The organism is Kitasatospora sp. NPDC127116, assembly GCF_042677365.1.
Lineage (GTDB): Bacteria > Actinomycetota > Actinomycetes > Streptomycetales > Streptomycetaceae > Kitasatospora > Kitasatospora lactacystinica.
In genome coordinates this window covers 40338-55585 of record NZ_JBHXTL010000031.1, presented here as the reverse complement: position 1 = coordinate 55585, position 15248 = coordinate 40338, and the positions used below count along the sequence as shown (strand labels likewise).

The 15248-nt window shown below is 74.0% G+C and carries 14 protein-coding genes; 8 read left to right on the top strand and 6 right to left on the bottom strand.

Features of this window, described 5'->3' with window-relative positions; translation table 11 throughout:
- Positions 1-172: 172 nt before the first annotated feature.
- Entirely contained in the window at positions 173-1645 is a 1473-nt protein-coding gene (locus ACFVHV_RS15335; RefSeq protein WP_380351530.1) for an SPFH domain-containing protein, read from the top strand.
- Between the two features lie 382 nt (positions 1646-2027).
- On the opposite strand, the gene ACFVHV_RS15330 is transcribed toward ACFVHV_RS15335, so the two are convergent.
- The 3 genes from ACFVHV_RS15330 to ACFVHV_RS15320 form a co-directional block, all read right to left on the bottom strand.
- Positions 2028-2345 carry a beta/gamma crystallin domain-containing protein gene (locus tag ACFVHV_RS15330; RefSeq protein ID WP_380351537.1) on the bottom strand — a complete coding sequence of 106 codons (318 nt, stop codon included), beginning with the start codon at positions 2343-2345 and terminating at the stop codon, positions 2028-2030.
- A 526-nt stretch (positions 2346-2871) separates the two neighbouring features.
- Positions 2872-4332: a PTS transporter subunit EIIC gene (locus ACFVHV_RS15325; RefSeq protein WP_359903133.1), complete on the bottom strand. Its 1461-nt coding sequence runs from the start codon at positions 4330-4332 to the stop codon at positions 2872-2874.
- A 31-nt stretch (positions 4333-4363) separates the two neighbouring features.
- A complete protein-coding gene (locus ACFVHV_RS15320) occupies positions 4364-4969 on the bottom strand; it encodes a MarR family winged helix-turn-helix transcriptional regulator (RefSeq protein WP_380351529.1) in 606 nt (201 codons plus the stop codon).
- A gap of 190 nt (positions 4970-5159) precedes the next feature.
- On the opposite strand from ACFVHV_RS15320, the gene ACFVHV_RS15315 reads away from it, so the two are divergent.
- The 6 genes from ACFVHV_RS15315 to ACFVHV_RS15290 all read left to right on the top strand — a co-directional run bounded on the left by ACFVHV_RS15315 (position 5160) and on the right by ACFVHV_RS15290 (position 11161).
- On the top strand, positions 5160-6359 hold the full coding sequence (locus ACFVHV_RS15315; RefSeq protein WP_380351527.1) for a cytochrome P450: 1200 nt from the start codon (positions 5160-5162) through the stop codon (positions 6357-6359).
- A 93-nt stretch (positions 6360-6452) separates the two neighbouring features.
- Positions 6453-6650, top strand: coding sequence for a ferredoxin (locus ACFVHV_RS15310; RefSeq protein ID WP_359903142.1), 198 nt, complete (start codon positions 6453-6455; stop codon positions 6648-6650).
- Complete coding sequence (locus ACFVHV_RS15305; RefSeq protein ID WP_380351525.1) at positions 6647-7846, top strand: NAD(P)/FAD-dependent oxidoreductase; 1200 nt, start codon at positions 6647-6649, stop codon at positions 7844-7846. The genes ACFVHV_RS15310 and ACFVHV_RS15305 overlap by 4 nt, the downstream gene beginning before the upstream one ends.
- Before the next feature lie 203 nt (positions 7847-8049).
- Positions 8050-8640, top strand: a complete 591-nt coding sequence (locus ACFVHV_RS15300; protein WP_380351524.1) for a hypothetical protein — start codon at positions 8050-8052, stop codon at positions 8638-8640.
- A 182-nt stretch (positions 8641-8822) separates the two neighbouring features.
- Positions 8823-10721 carry an MFS transporter gene (locus ACFVHV_RS15295; RefSeq protein WP_380351522.1) on the top strand — a complete coding sequence of 633 codons (1899 nt, stop codon included), beginning with the start codon at positions 8823-8825 and terminating at the stop codon, positions 10719-10721.
- Positions 10718-11161, top strand: coding sequence for a MarR family winged helix-turn-helix transcriptional regulator (locus tag ACFVHV_RS15290; protein ID WP_380351521.1), 444 nt, complete (start codon positions 10718-10720; stop codon positions 11159-11161). The genes ACFVHV_RS15295 and ACFVHV_RS15290 overlap by 4 nt, the downstream gene beginning before the upstream one ends.
- Positions 11162-11309: 148 nt before the next feature.
- On the opposite strand, the gene ACFVHV_RS15285 is transcribed toward ACFVHV_RS15290, so the two are convergent.
- Entirely contained in the window at positions 11310-12503 is a 1194-nt protein-coding gene (locus tag ACFVHV_RS15285; RefSeq protein ID WP_380351519.1) for an enoyl-[acyl-carrier-protein] reductase FabV, read from the bottom strand.
- Positions 12504-12744: 241 nt separating this feature from the next.
- Here ACFVHV_RS15285 and ACFVHV_RS15280 point away from each other — a divergent pair, with 241 nt between their 5' ends.
- Positions 12745-13764 (top strand): LD-carboxypeptidase, encoded by a 1020-nt coding sequence (locus ACFVHV_RS15280; protein WP_380351518.1) that lies wholly within the window; start codon positions 12745-12747, stop codon positions 13762-13764.
- Between the two features lie 49 nt (positions 13765-13813).
- On the opposite strand, the gene ACFVHV_RS15275 is transcribed toward ACFVHV_RS15280, so the two are convergent.
- Positions 13814-14371 (bottom strand): GNAT family N-acetyltransferase, encoded by a 558-nt coding sequence (locus ACFVHV_RS15275; protein WP_380351516.1) that lies wholly within the window; start codon positions 14369-14371, stop codon positions 13814-13816.
- A gap of 78 nt (positions 14372-14449) precedes the next feature.
- Positions 14450-15052, bottom strand: coding sequence for a hypothetical protein (locus ACFVHV_RS15270; protein WP_380351515.1), 603 nt, complete (start codon positions 15050-15052; stop codon positions 14450-14452).
- Positions 15053-15248 lie beyond the last annotated feature (196 nt).

Here is a 15248-nt window from a genome sequence, read left to right as displayed (position 1 = left end):
CCCGCCCGGGCCGCCACCGACCTGATCGGCGGCGGCCCTCGACGTCCGTGCCGGCCCTGGTGGCGGTGAACGCAGGTCCGCCGTGGGGTGGATCTGGAAGACTGCTGCCCGGCGCGAACCGGTGTCGGAGTCGGGGAGCCGGATGGGTAGGAGAGCCGCTGTGGAACCGGTCTTGATCGTTCTGATCGTTCTGGTGCTGTTCGTCCTGAGTGCCCTGGGGAAGGCGATCCGGATCGTTCCGGAGGCCAGCGCCGCCATCGTGGAGCGCTTCGGGCGCTACACCCGCACACTCGCCCCCGGCCTGCACTTCGTCGTCCCGTTCATCGACACCCTTCGGTTCCGGGTCGACCTGCGTGAACAGGTCATGGCGGTTCCGCAGCAGCAGGTGGTCACGCACGACAACCGGCGCGTCGACATCGACATCGCCGTCTCCTACCGGGTGTCCGATGCCAGGGCCGCCACCTACGACGTCACCAGCTACGTTCAGGCAATCGAGCAGCTCGCTGTCGCCACGCTGCGCGGCATGGTCGATGGCATGGACCTGGAGCGGGCCCTGACTTCCCGCGAGGAGATCATCACGGCCCTGCGCGGTGCGCTCGACCGGGACACGGCCCGCTGGGGTGTCCGGGTCCACCGCGTCGAGTGCAAGGTGGGCGCGCCGCCCGCCTCCCTCCAGGGCCCGACGGTGAAGCGGGTCGGCGCCGACCGGCACGGGGGTCCCGTCGTCCCGGCCGGCGAGAACGGAGGGGCGCGTGGCACACCGCGGTCGCCCGTGCGGGCCGGACTCGCCCCCGGGCACCGTCCGCTCCGGCAGGATGATCCTCGCCGTATCGGCCGCTACCACCTGACGGCGGTGCTGGGCCAAGGCGGGATGGGCACGGTCTATCTCGGCCGGTCGCCCGGGCAGCGCCTGGTGGCGGTCAAGGTCATTCGGTCGGAGCTCACCGAGGATTCGACCTTCCGGAGGCGGTTCGCCCGCGAGATCGAAGCCGCGAGCCTCGTCGGCGGGTTCCACACCGCGTCAGTGGTCGACGCCGATCCCCACGGCGACCCGCCCTGGCTGGCCACCGAGTACATCCCCGGCCCGTCACTGCACGACGTTCTCAGGCAGCAGGGCGCCCTGCCCCCGAGGACCCTGCACACCCTCGCGGTCGGCGTTGCCGAAGCACTCGAACGCATCCATGCCTGCGGCATCATCCACCGCGACCTCAAACCCGGCAACATCATCGTCTCCGGCGCAGGACCCCGCATCATCGACTTCGGCATTGCCCGGGCCCTCGACAGCACCGGACTCACCAGTACCAACTATGTCGTCGGCACCCAGGGGTTCCTCGCCCCGGAACAGCTCATCGGCGGACCGATCACGCATGCCGTGGATCTCTACGCCTTCGGCATGGTGCTGTGCCATGCCGCCGGAGCCGCCCCGCTCCCGGACGGCGAAACCCTGGCATCCGCCCTCAGCCTGCTGCCCTCCCGGTTCGTCGACGTCATCACCCTGTGCCTCGACCACGATCCCCGGCGCCGGCCGACGGCCACCGACGTACTCGAACTGCTCTCCCGGAACCCGTCGACCGGCGACTGGTTGCCGCTCCCCGTACGCACGATGGTCGACCTGTACAACCCGGCGACCGGCTCGACACCCTGATCGCCGCGGCCGGGACAGGGCTGCCACGGCATCTCCTCGCCGGCCCGACCAGCCCCAACATCCGGGCCTGGTCGGGCCGGTCGCCAGTCGGGGCGGCTTCGCCTGAAACCGCAGGACGCACGCGGTGTTCGCGAGGACGAGCTGCCGCCGCGGTCCGAAGTGCGCTGGTGCGGCGGCGATCCGGCGCGGCTCCGCGTGGGCGGAGCGGACGCCGGGGCGCCGCTCGCGACCCGGGCCAGGAACGGGCCACCTCCAGCGTCGCGGGGCCAGGGTTGGAACACGGTCGGCCGCGAAGTGGCCGACCTGCCGCACATGCCGATGCCGGTCACGCCCGGAGAGGCGTGACCGGCATCGGCGTGTGGAGCGACCGGCTGCCCCCGTGTCACCCGATCTGGATGGCGGCGACCCTCGGCGGTCGGTTCGGGAAGGTGATGTCGGTCCAGCGTTCGATCCTCACGGAGTCACCGTTCACGTCGTAGTACGTCAGGTCGTTGTTGCCCGTGGAGATCCGGTCGACCCACCACCCGCCGAAGTCGGTCCTCCCCCCGTTCGCGTAGCAGTCGACGCTGTCACGGCCGTCGAGGTGCGACCAGATCTTCAGGAAGTCATTGCGGCCCCCGTCGCACTGGACGTGGTCGATGGCGAAGGCGTCGCCGCTCGGCAGGCCGACGGTGGCCGTGGCGGCTGCGGCGAACGCCATGGCCATGGAACAGATGGCCCTCTTGGTCTTCGAGATCACGGATTCTCCCTCGTACGAGGCCCGGGGCGCGGCCCGGCGCTGTCAGTGGCGTCATGTCATGACGGAACGGTGCTCGGCCGATTCGGTGAACGGCCGACCCGCGCACCGGTCCAGCTCCTCCCGGCCGTGCCTGTCGGTGACACGGCCGCATGACCCGGACCTCAACGTAGTGACCCCCGTCCCCCGTCCGGCCGCAACACTCCGAATGCGAACCGGCGGGCCGAGACATCACCCGATCGTGGCGCTCACGTGCGCACGAGGGGCCGGGAGGGGACTGCTCCCCCCTCGGAGGTGCTCGCCCGAGCGGGGAGGGCGTCGGTGCCGGGGGTGTCTCCGCCTTCCTGAACTCCGCCGGCACCGTGCGGTCGCAGGTCCTGCTCGGGGCGCGTGACACGGCCTCGGTCCGACCGCCCGGCGCGGGCCGGTCGGGATGCGTCCCGGCGGGCGCGCGCCGTTCCGGGGCTCGTCGGGAGCAGGGCGGACCGGGCTACTCCGCCGTCCGGTCCGGCTCGGCGGCCGGGGCGTCGTACTCGGCGAGGGTCTCGCGGGTGAAGCCGAAGAAGTAGGTGGCCAGGAAGCCCGCGAGGTAGCCGGTGAGCAGTCCGCCGCCGTAGACGGCGGCGCCCGCGAGGAGTCCGTGCGGGCCGGCCAGCAGGGGGAAGAGGGCCCAGCCGGAGGGGCCGATGGCGGTGGAGCCCACCGTGCTGCCGAGTTGGCCGGCCACCCCGACGAAGGCGCCGCCGGCCGCGCCGCCGACGCAGGCGGTGATGAAGGGGCGCCCCAGCGGCAGGGTGACGCCGTAGACCAGGGGCTCGCCGACGCCGAGCAGGCCCGCCGGGAGGGCGGACCTGATGGTGGCCCGGATCGAGGCGTTGTGGCGCAGCCTCAGGTAGACGGCCACGGCGCAGCCGACCTGCCCGGCGCCGGCCATGGCGAGGATCGGCAGCAGGACGGTGGAGCCCTGCTGCTGGATCAGGGTGGTGTGGATCGGGATCAGCGCCTGGTGCAGGCCGAGCATGACCAGCGGCAGGAAGAGGCCGCCGAGCACGAGTCCGGCGAGCAGGCCGCCGTGGGCGAGCAGCCAGGTGGCGGCGCGGCCGATGGCGGTGGAGATCTCCCCGGCGACGAACATCAGGCCGAAGAGCGCGGCCAGCCCGCCGAGCAGCACGGTGACGGTGGGGGTGACCAGCACGTCCAGGGCGGCGGGCACCAGTCGGCGGGTCCAGCGTTCCAGGTGGACGGCCAGCAGTGCGGCGCCGAGCGCGCCCACCACGCCGCCCTGCCCGGGGGTGAGGTGGTGGCCGAAGGCCTCCACCCTGGTGACCCCCGCGTAGACGATCACGCTGGCCACGGCTCCGCCGAGCACGGGTGTGCCGCCGAACTCCTTCGCGGTGTTGTAGCCGACGAAGACGGCGATCAGGGACATGAACCCGGAGGAGACCGGGCCCAGGGCGGTGACCAGCGCCGGTGCCCAGCCGAGGTTGGCGAGGGCCCCGGCGAGACCGGCGACGATCCCGCATCCGATCAGGGCGGGGATCAGCGGGACGAAGATGTTCGCGATCCGGCGCAGCGCCAGCTTCACCGGGGTCGCGTTGCGTACCCGGGCCTGGGCCCGGATGCGCTCGCCGCGCCCGGCGAGGTCCTCGGCGGTGGGGGCGGCCGCCGGCCCGGCCGCCCCGTCCTGCGGGCCGGGGGGCTCCAGGAGCAGGCGCAGCCGCGCGGTGACCCCGGCGACGGCGGCGGGCCCGAGCACGATCTGGTAGGTGTCGTCCTCGACCGTGCCCAGGACCGCCGGCAGCGCCCGGAGCGCCTCGGTGTCGACCAGGGAGCGGTCCGCCAGGCCCAGCCGCAGCCGGGTCATGCAGTGGGCGACCGAGCGGATGTTGGCGGCGCCACCGACCAGCGGGAGGATCGCCTCGGCCACGGCGCGGTTCTTCTCGTCCGACATGCCGGGTGACGTACCCGGGTGCTCCCCCGGCTCAACCGCCTTGGTACGCGGCGGTTCTGGGCCCCGTGGCCGGAGCCGGTGCGCCGGCGGCGCCGTCCGTCCGGTCCGGGAGCGGGTCGTCGTCGGTTCCCGTGGTGCGCACCCGGTGCACGTACCGGTCGATGAGGTGGCGCAGCACGGTGGCGGTGGTGACGACGTCCGTCTCGGGGACGCCGTCCAGCGCGTCGGCGAGCCCGATGATGTTGGCCTGTTTCAGACGGTCCAGCACTTCCCGCCCACCGGGGGTGATGGCGACCTGGCGGGCCCGCCGGTCCTGCGTGTCCTGGCTGCGTTCCACCAGTTGCTGGCCCTGGAGGCGGTCGATCTGGCGGGTGACGTGGGAGGGTTTGACCATCAGGCGGTCGGCCAGGTCGCTCACCCGGCTGGCCTCCGCGCGCTCGGCGAGCGCGCGCAGCAGGTAGACGTCCGAGCGGGCGGCGGTGATGCCGGCCTTGGCGGTGCGGCGCTCGTGCTCCTGTGACCGTGTCAGCAGGTAGGCCAGGGTGGCCAGGACGTCTTCCAGGCCGTCCAGGCCGTCCAGGCCCTGCGGCCCGCGGGCGGTGGTCCGGTCGTCTTCGGCGTCTTCTTCGTCCGACATGGGGGAACTGTAGCGAGACGGTGCGGGCGGCGGCCGGGGCGGGCAGCCGGCGCCGGATTTCGGACAGATTCGGCCGTCACCCGATCCGCCCTTCCACCACCACGGAACGCGAGTTAGCGTGACTTTCAGTTAGTTGCTTTGGGCACGTAACTAGGTGCCCACGGCTCGACTCCCGGAAGGGGATCCACCGATGGCCACCGCCGAGAAGACCCCCCGATTCACCCACCCCGCCGCCCGCGGCACCTGCCCGTTCGCCCCGCCGCCCGCCTACGACCAGGCCCGGCGGGAGGAGCCGGTCAGCCGCGTCACCCTGTGGGACGGCTCCACCAGCTGGCTGGTCACCCGCCACGAGGACGTCAAGACGGTCCTCTCCGACGCCCGGTTCAGCTCCGACTCCACCCGGCCCGGCTACCCGTTCATCAGCGCGGGCGCCCGGCAGCTGAGCACCGGACGGCCGACCATCATCCGGATGGACGCCCCGGAGCACACCCACTTCCGCCGGATGCTGACCGGCGAGTTCATGATCAAGAAGGTCGAGGCGCTGCGCCCGGAGATCCAGCGGATCGCCGACGAGCTGCTGGACCGGATGACCGACGGACGCTCCGGCGCCGACCTCGTCCACGAGTTCGCCCTGCCGCTGCCGTCCCTGGTCATCTGCCTGCTGCTCGGCGTCCCCTACCAGGACCACGACTTCTTCCAGGAGTGCAGCCGCGTCCTGCTGCGCCGCGACTCCAGCGCCGAGGACGTCGCCGACGCCCAGGCCCAGCTGATCGACTACCTGGTCGGGCTCACCGAGACCAAGCGCACCCACCCCGACGACGGCATCCTCAGCCGCCTGGTGGAGCGCGGCGAGCTGAGCACTCAGCAGATCGGCGACATGGGCCGGCTGCTGCTGATCGCCGGACACGAGACCACGGCGAACATGACCGCGCTCTCCGTGCTCGCCCTTCTGCGCAACCCCGACCAGCTCGACCACCTGCGCGAACACCCCGAGGCCGTGCCCGGCGCGGTCGAGGAACTGCTGCGCTACCTGACCATCGTGCACTCCGGCGTGACCCGGGTCGCCACCGAGGACGTCGACCTGGACGGGGTGCGGATCGCGGCGGGCGAGGGCGTCATCTGCATGGTCAACACCGCCAACCGGGACGAGCGGGAGTTCCCCGGCGGCGACGAGCTCGACCTGACCCGCGACGCCCGCCGTCACCTGGCCTTCGGCTTCGGCATCCACCAGTGCCTGGGACAGCCGCTCGCCCGCCTGGAGTTGCAGATCGCGCTGGCCACCATCCTGCGCAGACTGCCCGAACTGCGCCTGGCCGTACCGTTCGAGGAGGTCCGCTTCCGCGGCGAGATGCTCATCTACGGCGTTCACGAGCTGCCCGTCGCCTGGTGACCCGGGCTCCCCCGCGAGCCGCCAGAACCACACCAACCCACTTGCCCCTAAGCGGAGTTCACCTCCCCGGGGCACCCCTCCGAAAGGAAGACCATGCTCGTCCGGATCGACCAGGAGAAGTGCTGCGGCGCCGGGCACTGCGTGCTCGCCGCCCCCGACGTCTTCGACCAGCGCGACGAGGACGGCATCGTCGTCCTGCTCGACGCCGAACCGCCCGCCGAACTCCACCGGGCCGTCCAGGACGCCGCCGCCGTCTGCCCGGCCGCGGCGATCCACCTGGAGCAGGTGTGACCGCACTGCGGGAGGTGGCCGTGGTCGGCGCCGGCGCGGCCGGGCTGCACGCCGCCGAGGCGCTGCGCAGGTCCGGCTACGACGGCCGGCTCACCCTGATCGGCGCCGAGCCGGAGCCGCCGTACGACCGGCCGCCGCTGTCCAAGCACCTGCTCGGCGGGCAGTGGCAGCCCGACCGCCTGGCCCTGCGCGGCCCCGAGGCGCTGGACGAGCTCCGGCTCGACCTGCGCCTCGGGGTCCGGGCCGAACGCCTGGACCGCCGGGAGCGCACCGTGCGGCTCTCCGACGGTAGGCGGGTGCGCTGCGAGGCCGTCGTCGTGGCCACCGGCGTCCGCCCGCGCCGGCTGCCCGGCGCCGACGCACCGCGGCCCGGGGCGCACGTGCTGCGCACCCTCGCCGACGCCCTCGCCCTGCGCGAGGAACTGCGGCCGGGCACAAGGCTGTTGGTGGTCGGCGGCGGACTTCTCGGCGCCGAGGCGGCGGCCACCGCCGTCGGGCTCGGCGCCGAGGTGACCTGGCTGACCTCCACCGCCACGCCGCTCGCCGCCGTCCTGGGCACCGAGACGGCCGCGCTGCTGGCCGGCCTGCACCGCAAGCACGGGGTGCGGCTCCACCGGGGCATGGCCACCGGGCTGCTCGAACGGCGCGGCCGGGCCGCCGGCGTCCGACTGGCCGACGGCACCGAACTGGCCGCCGACGCCGTGCTGATGGCCGTCGGGTCCGAGCCCGCCACCGAGTGGCTGGCCGGCAGCGGCGTCCCGCTGGACGACGGCGTGGTCTGCGACGCCTACTGCGCCGCCGGCCCCGGCGTCTGGGCGGCCGGGGACGCCGCCTCCTGGCCCGACCCGCGCACCGGCCGCCACCGGCGCCTCGAACAGCGCACCAACGCCACCGAGCAGGCCATGCACGCGGCCCGGAACCTGCTGGCCGGACCGGACGGCGCCCGGCAGGCCTACCGGCCGGTCCCGTACCTGTGGACCGACCAGTACGGACTGCGGGTGCAGGTGTTCGGCCGGCCCGGCGGCGCCGAACGGTTCGAGGTCGTCGACGGCAGCCTGGAGGAGCACCGCTTCGCCGCCGTCTGCGTCCGCGACGGCCTGGTCACCGGCGCGGTCGGGATCGCCTCCGCCAAGGCGCTGCGCGGGCTGCGCGCCCAGGTGGCGGAGCACGGCCCGTGGCCGCCCGAACCGGCCTGAGCCCCGGGCCGGCCTGAGCCCCGAGCCGGGCCGTCCCTGGGCACGGGGACGGTTCCGTCCTCGGGCACGGGCCCGGGTAGGGTCCGCCGGCCGCTGCCGCCCGCCAACCGGGCGAGGCGGCGGGCGGACCGGCATGGTGCGGGGGCCCCGGAGCGACCGCGCCCGGAGACTGGTGGCCCGCATCCGGCCAGGGGAGCAAGCGCATGGACGACCGCAGCCGCCGAGCCGGCCCGGGGCCCGCTCCGACCCTCGCGGTGAGCCCCCGGGCCGGTGTCCTGGGCACCGCGCTGGCCGCCGTGCTCGCCTTCTCGCTCTCCTCCGGCTCGTGGCAGTGGTTCTCCACCTACCTCGGGCTGACCCTCCTCGCGGTGGTCCTCTCCTCCACCCGCCCGCCGACCCGTGCGACGGACGCGGGAGCCGGCTACGCCCGGAGCCTGGCCGCCTACGCGCTGGTCATCGGCCTGACCGCGGCCCTCGCCCTGGCCCCCGCGATGCAGCGCTGGTCCTGGCTGTTCCCGATGCCCGGCACCCGCCGCGACTGCCCCCACCTGGGCGACTACGCGCGGCTGCAGGCGCAGGCCGCCCTCGGCGACCTCGCCGCCGGGGACGGCGCCGCGCTCGCCACCGCCCAGGACCGGCAGGCCCGGCACGCCGTCGCCGACTGCCTGTCCGCCACCACCACGCTCTGGCTGCCGGTGTACGCGCTGGCCGCGGCCCTGCTGGCCGTACTCCTCGTCCTGCTGCTGGACCGGGTCCGCGGCCGGCGGCAGCCGTCCGGGACGGCGGCGGGCTGACGGGCGGGGCGGGCTGACGGGCGCGGCCGCGCGCGCCGTACCGCTCCCCCGCCGCTCCCCCGCCGACGGTCTACCGATCGAACAGCCGTCGGACTATCGTTAGTTGGCGGAAGCTATCGAATTCCCACTCCGACCCGCCGGCCGGCCCCGGCCCCGGCCCGGTCGGCCGGCAGGAGGCAGCGGTGGCGACACGACTCTCCGGCGGCGGCAGGACCGGGCGGCCGCGCCCGGCCCGTACCGCCGTGGAACCGGATCACCCCCGGTACAAGTGGGTGGCCCTGTCCAACACCACGCTCGGTACCCTGATCGCCACCATCAACGCGTCGATCGTGCTGATCTCGCTGCCCGCGATCTTCAACGGCATCGGTCTGGACCCGCTCCGGCCGGGCAACGTCAGCTACCTGCTGTGGATGCTGATGGGCTACATGCTGGTCACCGCCGTCCTGGTGGTCACCCTCGGCAGGCTGGGCGACATCCACGGCCGGGTGCGGATCTACAACGCCGGTTTCCTGATCTTCACCCTCACCTCGGTGGCGCTCTCCCTCGATCCGCTGCACGGCGGGGCGGGCGCGCTCTGGCTGATCGGCTGGCGGGTGGTGCAGGCGGTCGGCGGCTCCATGCTGATGGCCAACTCGGCCGCGATCATCACCGACGCCTTCCCGGCCGACCGGCGCGGCACCGCGCTCGGCGTCAACATCGTCGCGGGCATCGCCGGATCCTTCATCGGCCTGGTCCTCGGCGGGCTGCTGGCCGAGTGGAACTGGCGCTCGATCTTCTGGGTCAATGTGCCGATCGGCCTGCTCGGCACGGTCTGGGCCTACCGGTCGCTCCGCGACACCGGCGTGCGCAGGCCCGCCCGGATCGACTGGTGGGGCAACGTCACCTTCGCCGTCGGCCTGACCGCCCTGCTCGCCGCCATCACCTACGGCATCCAGCCGTACGGCGGCCACACCATGGGCTGGACCAGCCCCTGGGTGCTGGCCGGACTGTTCGGCGGGGTGGCGCTGCTGGCCGTCTTCTGCCTGGTCGAGTCCCGGACCGCCGAGCCGATGTTCCCGCTCTCGCTCTTCCGCGACCCGGTCTTCACGGGCGGCAACGCGGCCACCCTGCTGGGCTCGATCGCCCGCGGCGGGCTGCAGTTCATGCTGATCATCTGGCTCCAGGGCATCTGGCTGCCGCTGCACGGCTACGACTACGCCGACACCCCGCTGTGGGCCGGCATCTACCTCGTCCCGCTGACCGTCGGCTTTCTGGCCGCCGGACCGATCGCCGGCTACCTGTCGGACCGCGCCGGGGCCCGGTTCTTCGCCACCGGCGGGCTGGTGGTGATGGCGTTCTCCTTCGCCGGGCTGCTCCTGCTGCCCACCGACTTCGGCTACCCGTGGTTCGCCCTGCTGGTGTTCCTCAACGGCCTGGGCGGAGGACTGTTCGCCGCCCCCAACACCTCGCTGATCATGTCGAGCGTGCCGGCCGCGGCCCGCGGCGCCGCCTCCGGCATGCGGGCCACCTTCCAGAACGCCGGCATGGTGCTGTCCATCGGCGTCTTCTTCTCCCTGATGGTGGCCGGTCTGGCCGGTTCGCTGCCGCACACCCTCACCGCCGGACTGACCGCCCAGGGCGTGCCCGCCGCCGACGCCCGCACCATCGCCTCACTGCCGCCGGTGGGCACCCTGTTCGCGGCCTTCCTCGGCTACAACCCGATCCAGCAGCTCCTGGGCCCGCACGTGCTCGGCCAACTGCCGCCGGACAACGTCCGGACGCTGACCGGCCGGGAGTTCTTCCCGCAGCTGATCTCGGGGCCCTTCCACGACGGGCTGGTGGTGGTGTTCTGGCTGGCGATCGCGATGTCGCTGGTCGCCGCGGCCGCCTCACTGGTCCACGGTCGGCCCCGGCCCGCCGCCGTGGACGCCACCGGCTCCGGCGCCCGGTCCGCTTCCGCGGCGACTGCTTCCCCGGCTCCCGCCGGCGGGTCGACGGCCGCCGGGCCGCGAGCGGCGGCGGAACCACCGGCCACCGCCCCTCGGGCCCCGCGGACGCCGACCCGACCCGCCACCCCTCCGACGAAGGAGCACGGACCGTGAGCGCCGACGGTGACGGGCTCTCCGCCGAGTCCGTGGTCCGGCTCCGCCTGGCGATAGGCCGGCTCAACCGCCAGCTGGTCCGTGCCTCCGGGGACCAGGACCTCACCGCCGCCCAGCTCTCCGCCCTGGCCCGGGTGGAGCAGCACGGGCCGCTGCGGCTCGGTGAACTCGCCGCCCGCGAGGGCGTGGCGGTCCCGTCCATGGTCCGCACCGTCGCCCCGCTGGTCGCCGACGGCCTGGTCGCCAAGAGCCCCGACCCGCAGGACGGACGCTCCCAGCTGCTCGCCCCCACCCCGCTCGGGCTGGAGACCCTCTCCCGGATCCGCCGTGAGCGCACCGCCCTGCTGGCCCGGCGCAGCTCCCGGCTCACGCCCGAACAGTGCCGTGCGCTGGAGGCGGCCCTGCCGCTGCTGGAACTGCTCCTGGAGGAACCCGGCTGATCCACCGCCGTCGGCACGCCCCGGCCCGGGCAAGCACCCCCGGCCCGGCGGGTGGCAGGCTGGCGCGATGACTTCCGCTGTGCGGCGAACCCGTCGCCTACGAGCAGCTCCCGGAGCACATCAGGGCCGCCGTGGACGCACCGTCGGGTCACTCGGGCCAGGGCACCGAGGTCTCGACGCCGGTGGTGTAGTCGACGCCGGGGACGTCCCAGCCGTACAGCTGCCGGAACTGGTTGTAGAACCAGGCGGCGCCGTCCGGCTGGGCGGCCAGCGCGCCCGCCGGGTCGGCCCACAGCTCCCGCACCCGGTCCTGCACGGCGGGGTCGAGCTCCCAGCCGTCCAGGCGGATGCGGCCGTGCCCGTCCAGGGTGAGCTCCTTCGCGCCGGTCAGCTGCTCCCACAGGTCCACGGCCTGGTCGTCGGTGGTGCGCCAGCCGTCCTCGCCGAGGACGATGCGCAGCAGCGAGGTGTAGAGGGCGATGGAGGGGATGGCGGTGGACGCCTGGGTGACGGCCGCGCCGGCGACGACGGTGAACGCCCGGCCGCGGTCGGCGAGCAGTTCGGTCTGCAGCTGACGGGCGGTGGCCTCCAGGTGCTCCTTGGCGGCGCCGATCGTGCCCTGCCGGTAGACCGGCGCGGTGATCTCGGAGCCGACGTAGGACAGGGCCACGGTGGTGAAGCCGGGGCCGAGCAGGTCCTGGTCGGCCAGCGCCCGCACCCACAGCCGCCAGTCCTCGCCGCCCATCACCTTGACGGTCGCCGCCCGCTCGGCCTCGTCGGCCGGGGTGAGGCCGACGGTGCCGATCTGCGGGGCGCCGTCCTCGAAGAGCAGGGACGGCGAGGTGTACGGCGAGCCGAGGGGCTTGATCACCGAGTGGTGGACCTCGCCGGTGGCCGGGTCGGTGCGCCGGGGCGAGGCGAGCGAGTACACGAGGTAGTCGACCGGGCCGTAGCGCTCGGCGAGGAGCTTGAGCACCTCGGCGCGGGTGGCGTCCGCGTAGGCGTCGGCGTTGACGAAGGTGAAGTCTCCCCCGCTCCGCTCGACCAGGGCCGAGGTCGCGGCGGTGCGGTACCAGCCGGCGGTGGCGGTGCGCCGCTCGGTGGCGGCGGCCTCGTAGCCGACGCCGATGCCGCGGATGCCCTGGCGGCGCAGCCCGGCGAGCAGCAGCGCCTGGCCGTATCCGGCGCTGGCACCGAGGACCAGGGCGACCGGGGCCCGGCCGGCCGGCGCCGCGGGCGCGATGCGCTGCCACTGGCGGTCGACGGTCGCCGCGCTGCCGGCCGGGTGGGAGTTGACGATCAGGTAGCCCCGCTGCTTGGGGGTGATCTGCTGGATGCTCACGTGCTGGCGCCCTCTCCGATCCGGAGATCGTGATCAAGGTGTCGGTCGTCCGGAGCCTATCCGCGCCGGGGGGCACCGCCTTTGCCATGCCGTCACGGAAGATGCGGCCTCCACTTGTCGGAGGTCGTCATTGCGGCGGTGTCCCGCTTCGGCTAGCAGCCTTCCGGGCGATCCACGCGTGGAGCCGAACGACCGGAGAAAATCGCGTGACCCCGCCCGGGGCAGCGGCGACACTGGCGCCATGACCGGTTCCGCCCTGCCTCGGCTGCTTCGACCGCGTGCCCTGGGGCCCGGAGATCTCGTGGTCATCGCATCGCTGTCCGGTCCGCTGCCTACCGTTTACGAGCCCAACGTCGAGCGGACGGTGGTCGTGCTCGAACGGATGGGGTTCCGCGTGCGTCGGGCTCCGCTCCTCGAAGCGGGACGCCGCCGTTGGTGGAGCGCGGCCACGCCGGCGGAGATCGCCGGGGAGCTCAACGGTCTTCTGCGTGATCCCGAGGTGCGCGCGATCGTCGCGAGTGACGGCGGCCAGACGGCGCTCGGCTACCTCGACCTGATCGACGTCGAGGCGGTCAGGGCCGACCCCAAGCCAATCCTCGGCTACAGCGACATCTCGCTGCTGCATCTGGTGCTCCACGCGCGCACGGGGCTGGTCGGGTTCCACGCCGACATGGCCGTCCCGGGCTTCGGCGGACACTGGCAGTCCGCGTCCGTGGCGCGCCGAGCGGAACTCGAGAAGCTCTACTCCCGGTTGCTGACCGGCACCGAGGCGATCGGTGCGCTGCCCACGAGCCCGTCGTGGGAGTGCTGGCGTCCCGGTCGTGTCGAGGGGCGGCTGATCGGCGGGCTGATCAATCGCATCGTGCTGGCGCAGGCGACGCCGTTCGCGCTGCCCCTCGAACGGTTCGACGGTGCGGTGCTGTTCTGGGAGGAGATGGGCGGCCTGGCGTCGTACGTGTGGAGCTACCTGCAGGTGCTGCGACACAGCGGCATCCTCGATCGGATCGCCGGCATGGTCGTGGGCGTTCCGCGCGAGATCGGCGGACTCGAACCCGGCGCGTCCCCGACGCTGCGCGAGATCGTCCTCGACGTCCTCGGGGACCGTGACATCCCGGTCCTGGGCAACGTCGATTTCGGGCATGCCGGCCCGAATCTGCCGATGCCGGTCGGCATCCGTGTCGGCCTCGACGCGCAGCAGCGGACGCTGTCGCTGCTCGAACCGGCGGTAGCGCCGCACGCGACGCCGGGGCCGGTCGGCTGAGCACCGCGGCTCGGCGAGCCGGCCCCGGGCAGCACCCCCGGGGGCCGGCTCACGCTCCGGTGGCGTCCTGGGGGCGGTTCAGCCGCCAGACCACGGCGGTCCCGCTGCCGGCCGGGGCGAGCGGCAGCGCGGCCGGCTCCCGCCGGAGTTCGGTGAAGCCCAGGCGGCGCGGGACGGCGGCGCTGGCGGTGTTGGCCCGGTCGTGCACGATCTCCAGGTGGTCCACCTCCGGCAGGGTGAACATCTCCTCGGCCAGGGCCGCCACCGCCCGGGTAGCGAGGCCCCGGCCGGTGGCGGCCGGGTGCAGCCAGTAGCCGACGCGCCGGCCGCCGGACGAGCCCGCGCGGACGGCCTGGCACATGCCGACCGGGGCGCCGTCCTCGGTGATCGCGTAGGTGTACACCTCGCCGCTCGCCCACCAGGTGTCGCACCGGGTGAGCAGGGCGCGGGTGTGCTCCTCGTCGTGCCGGGCCACCCACGGCTCCCAGGGCCGCAAGTGCGCCAGGGACTCCTCGATCAGCGTGAAGGCCGCCGCGAAGTCCCGTTGTCCCTGCCAGCGCCGCAGCGCGAAGGACCCGCAGTCGACGACGTTCCTCGGTCGCACCATGCCGGCCATGATCCTTTCCCGCACGGTTCGCCGCAACCGCCCACCGTCAACTGCCGTGCGGTGCGCGCCCGGTGGGCGTCAGTGTCCGCCCCGGGGTTCCTCGCAGCCGCGGCCGTCCGGGTAGCCGCCGAACGCCTCCGCCCTGGTGGAGTCGGGGATCATCGTCCCGGTCAGGCACATCCCGGCGGCCTCGACGGTGAAGCCGACCGTGGTCCGCCCGATGCCCTGCACCCGCACCTTGTCCGCCGGGTAGCCGAGGCCGGTGAGCCGGAGACGGGTGCTCTCCGGGGTGTAGTCGTTGGCCGTGCGCAGCGGTTCGAGCGCCTCCTTGACGCGCCGGACGGCCGCCAGTCCGTCGCAGCGGCTCCGGCCGCGCAACGGGAGGGGCGCCTTGAAGGCGTGGTTCTCGGCGTAGTGGTCGAGCGGCGGCGCGGGCGGGGCGGTGGGGCTCCCCGTACGGGTGGGTGTCGGGGTCGGGGTCGGGGTCTCGCCGGGGCAGGGGAAGTCGACCGGCCCGCCCTGGGCCGTGGTCGCGGCGGTGGTCGCGGCGGTCGTCGGCGCGGCGGCGCCGGTGTCCTGGGCGGTGTCCACGTGCTTCGTCCCGCACCCCGCCGCCAGCACGGCGAGTAGCGCCAGTGCCGGTATGCCGAGGCGCCCCCGCCGGGTCCTGATCGTCGTCATCCCGCGATCATGCCCCGGGCGGCCGACCCGCGCCACCTCCGCGGCCGCACCGGTCGAACTGCCCGGCAGCACAGGCGTGTTGTGTGGATTCCGTACCCGCCGACCGCGCCGCGGCACACCGGACAGGCGCCGGAAAGGGTCGTGGGCCTGCCCGGGACCGGCGCCACCGCCACCGCCACCGCCACCGCCACCGCCA

What these genes read in the sequence shown, in the direction of transcription:
- ACFVHV_RS15300 (WP_380351524.1), top strand. Translation starts at nt 8,050, where the DNA reads ATGGACGACCGCAGCCGCCGAGCCGGCCCGGGGCCCGCTCCGACCCTC.
- ACFVHV_RS15330 (WP_380351537.1), bottom strand. Translation starts at nt 2,345, where the DNA reads ATGGCGTTCGCCGCAGCCGCCACGGCCACCGTCGGCCTGCCGAGCGGC.
- ACFVHV_RS15275 (WP_380351516.1), bottom strand. Translation starts at nt 14,371, where the DNA reads ATGGTGCGACCGAGGAACGTCGTCGACTGCGGGTCCTTCGCGCTGCGG.
- ACFVHV_RS15320 (WP_380351529.1), bottom strand. Translation starts at nt 4,969, where the DNA reads ATGTCGGACGAAGAAGACGCCGAAGACGACCGGACCACCGCCCGCGGG.
- ACFVHV_RS15315 (WP_380351527.1), top strand. Translation starts at nt 5,160, where the DNA reads ATGGCCACCGCCGAGAAGACCCCCCGATTCACCCACCCCGCCGCCCGC.
- ACFVHV_RS15280 (WP_380351518.1), top strand. Translation starts at nt 12,745, where the DNA reads ATGACCGGTTCCGCCCTGCCTCGGCTGCTTCGACCGCGTGCCCTGGGG.
- ACFVHV_RS15270 (WP_380351515.1), bottom strand. Translation starts at nt 15,052, where the DNA reads ATGACGACGATCAGGACCCGGCGGGGGCGCCTCGGCATACCGGCACTG.
- ACFVHV_RS15310 (WP_359903142.1), top strand. Translation starts at nt 6,453, where the DNA reads ATGCTCGTCCGGATCGACCAGGAGAAGTGCTGCGGCGCCGGGCACTGC.
- ACFVHV_RS15325 (WP_359903133.1), bottom strand. Translation starts at nt 4,332, where the DNA reads ATGTCGGACGAGAAGAACCGCGCCGTGGCCGAGGCGATCCTCCCGCTG.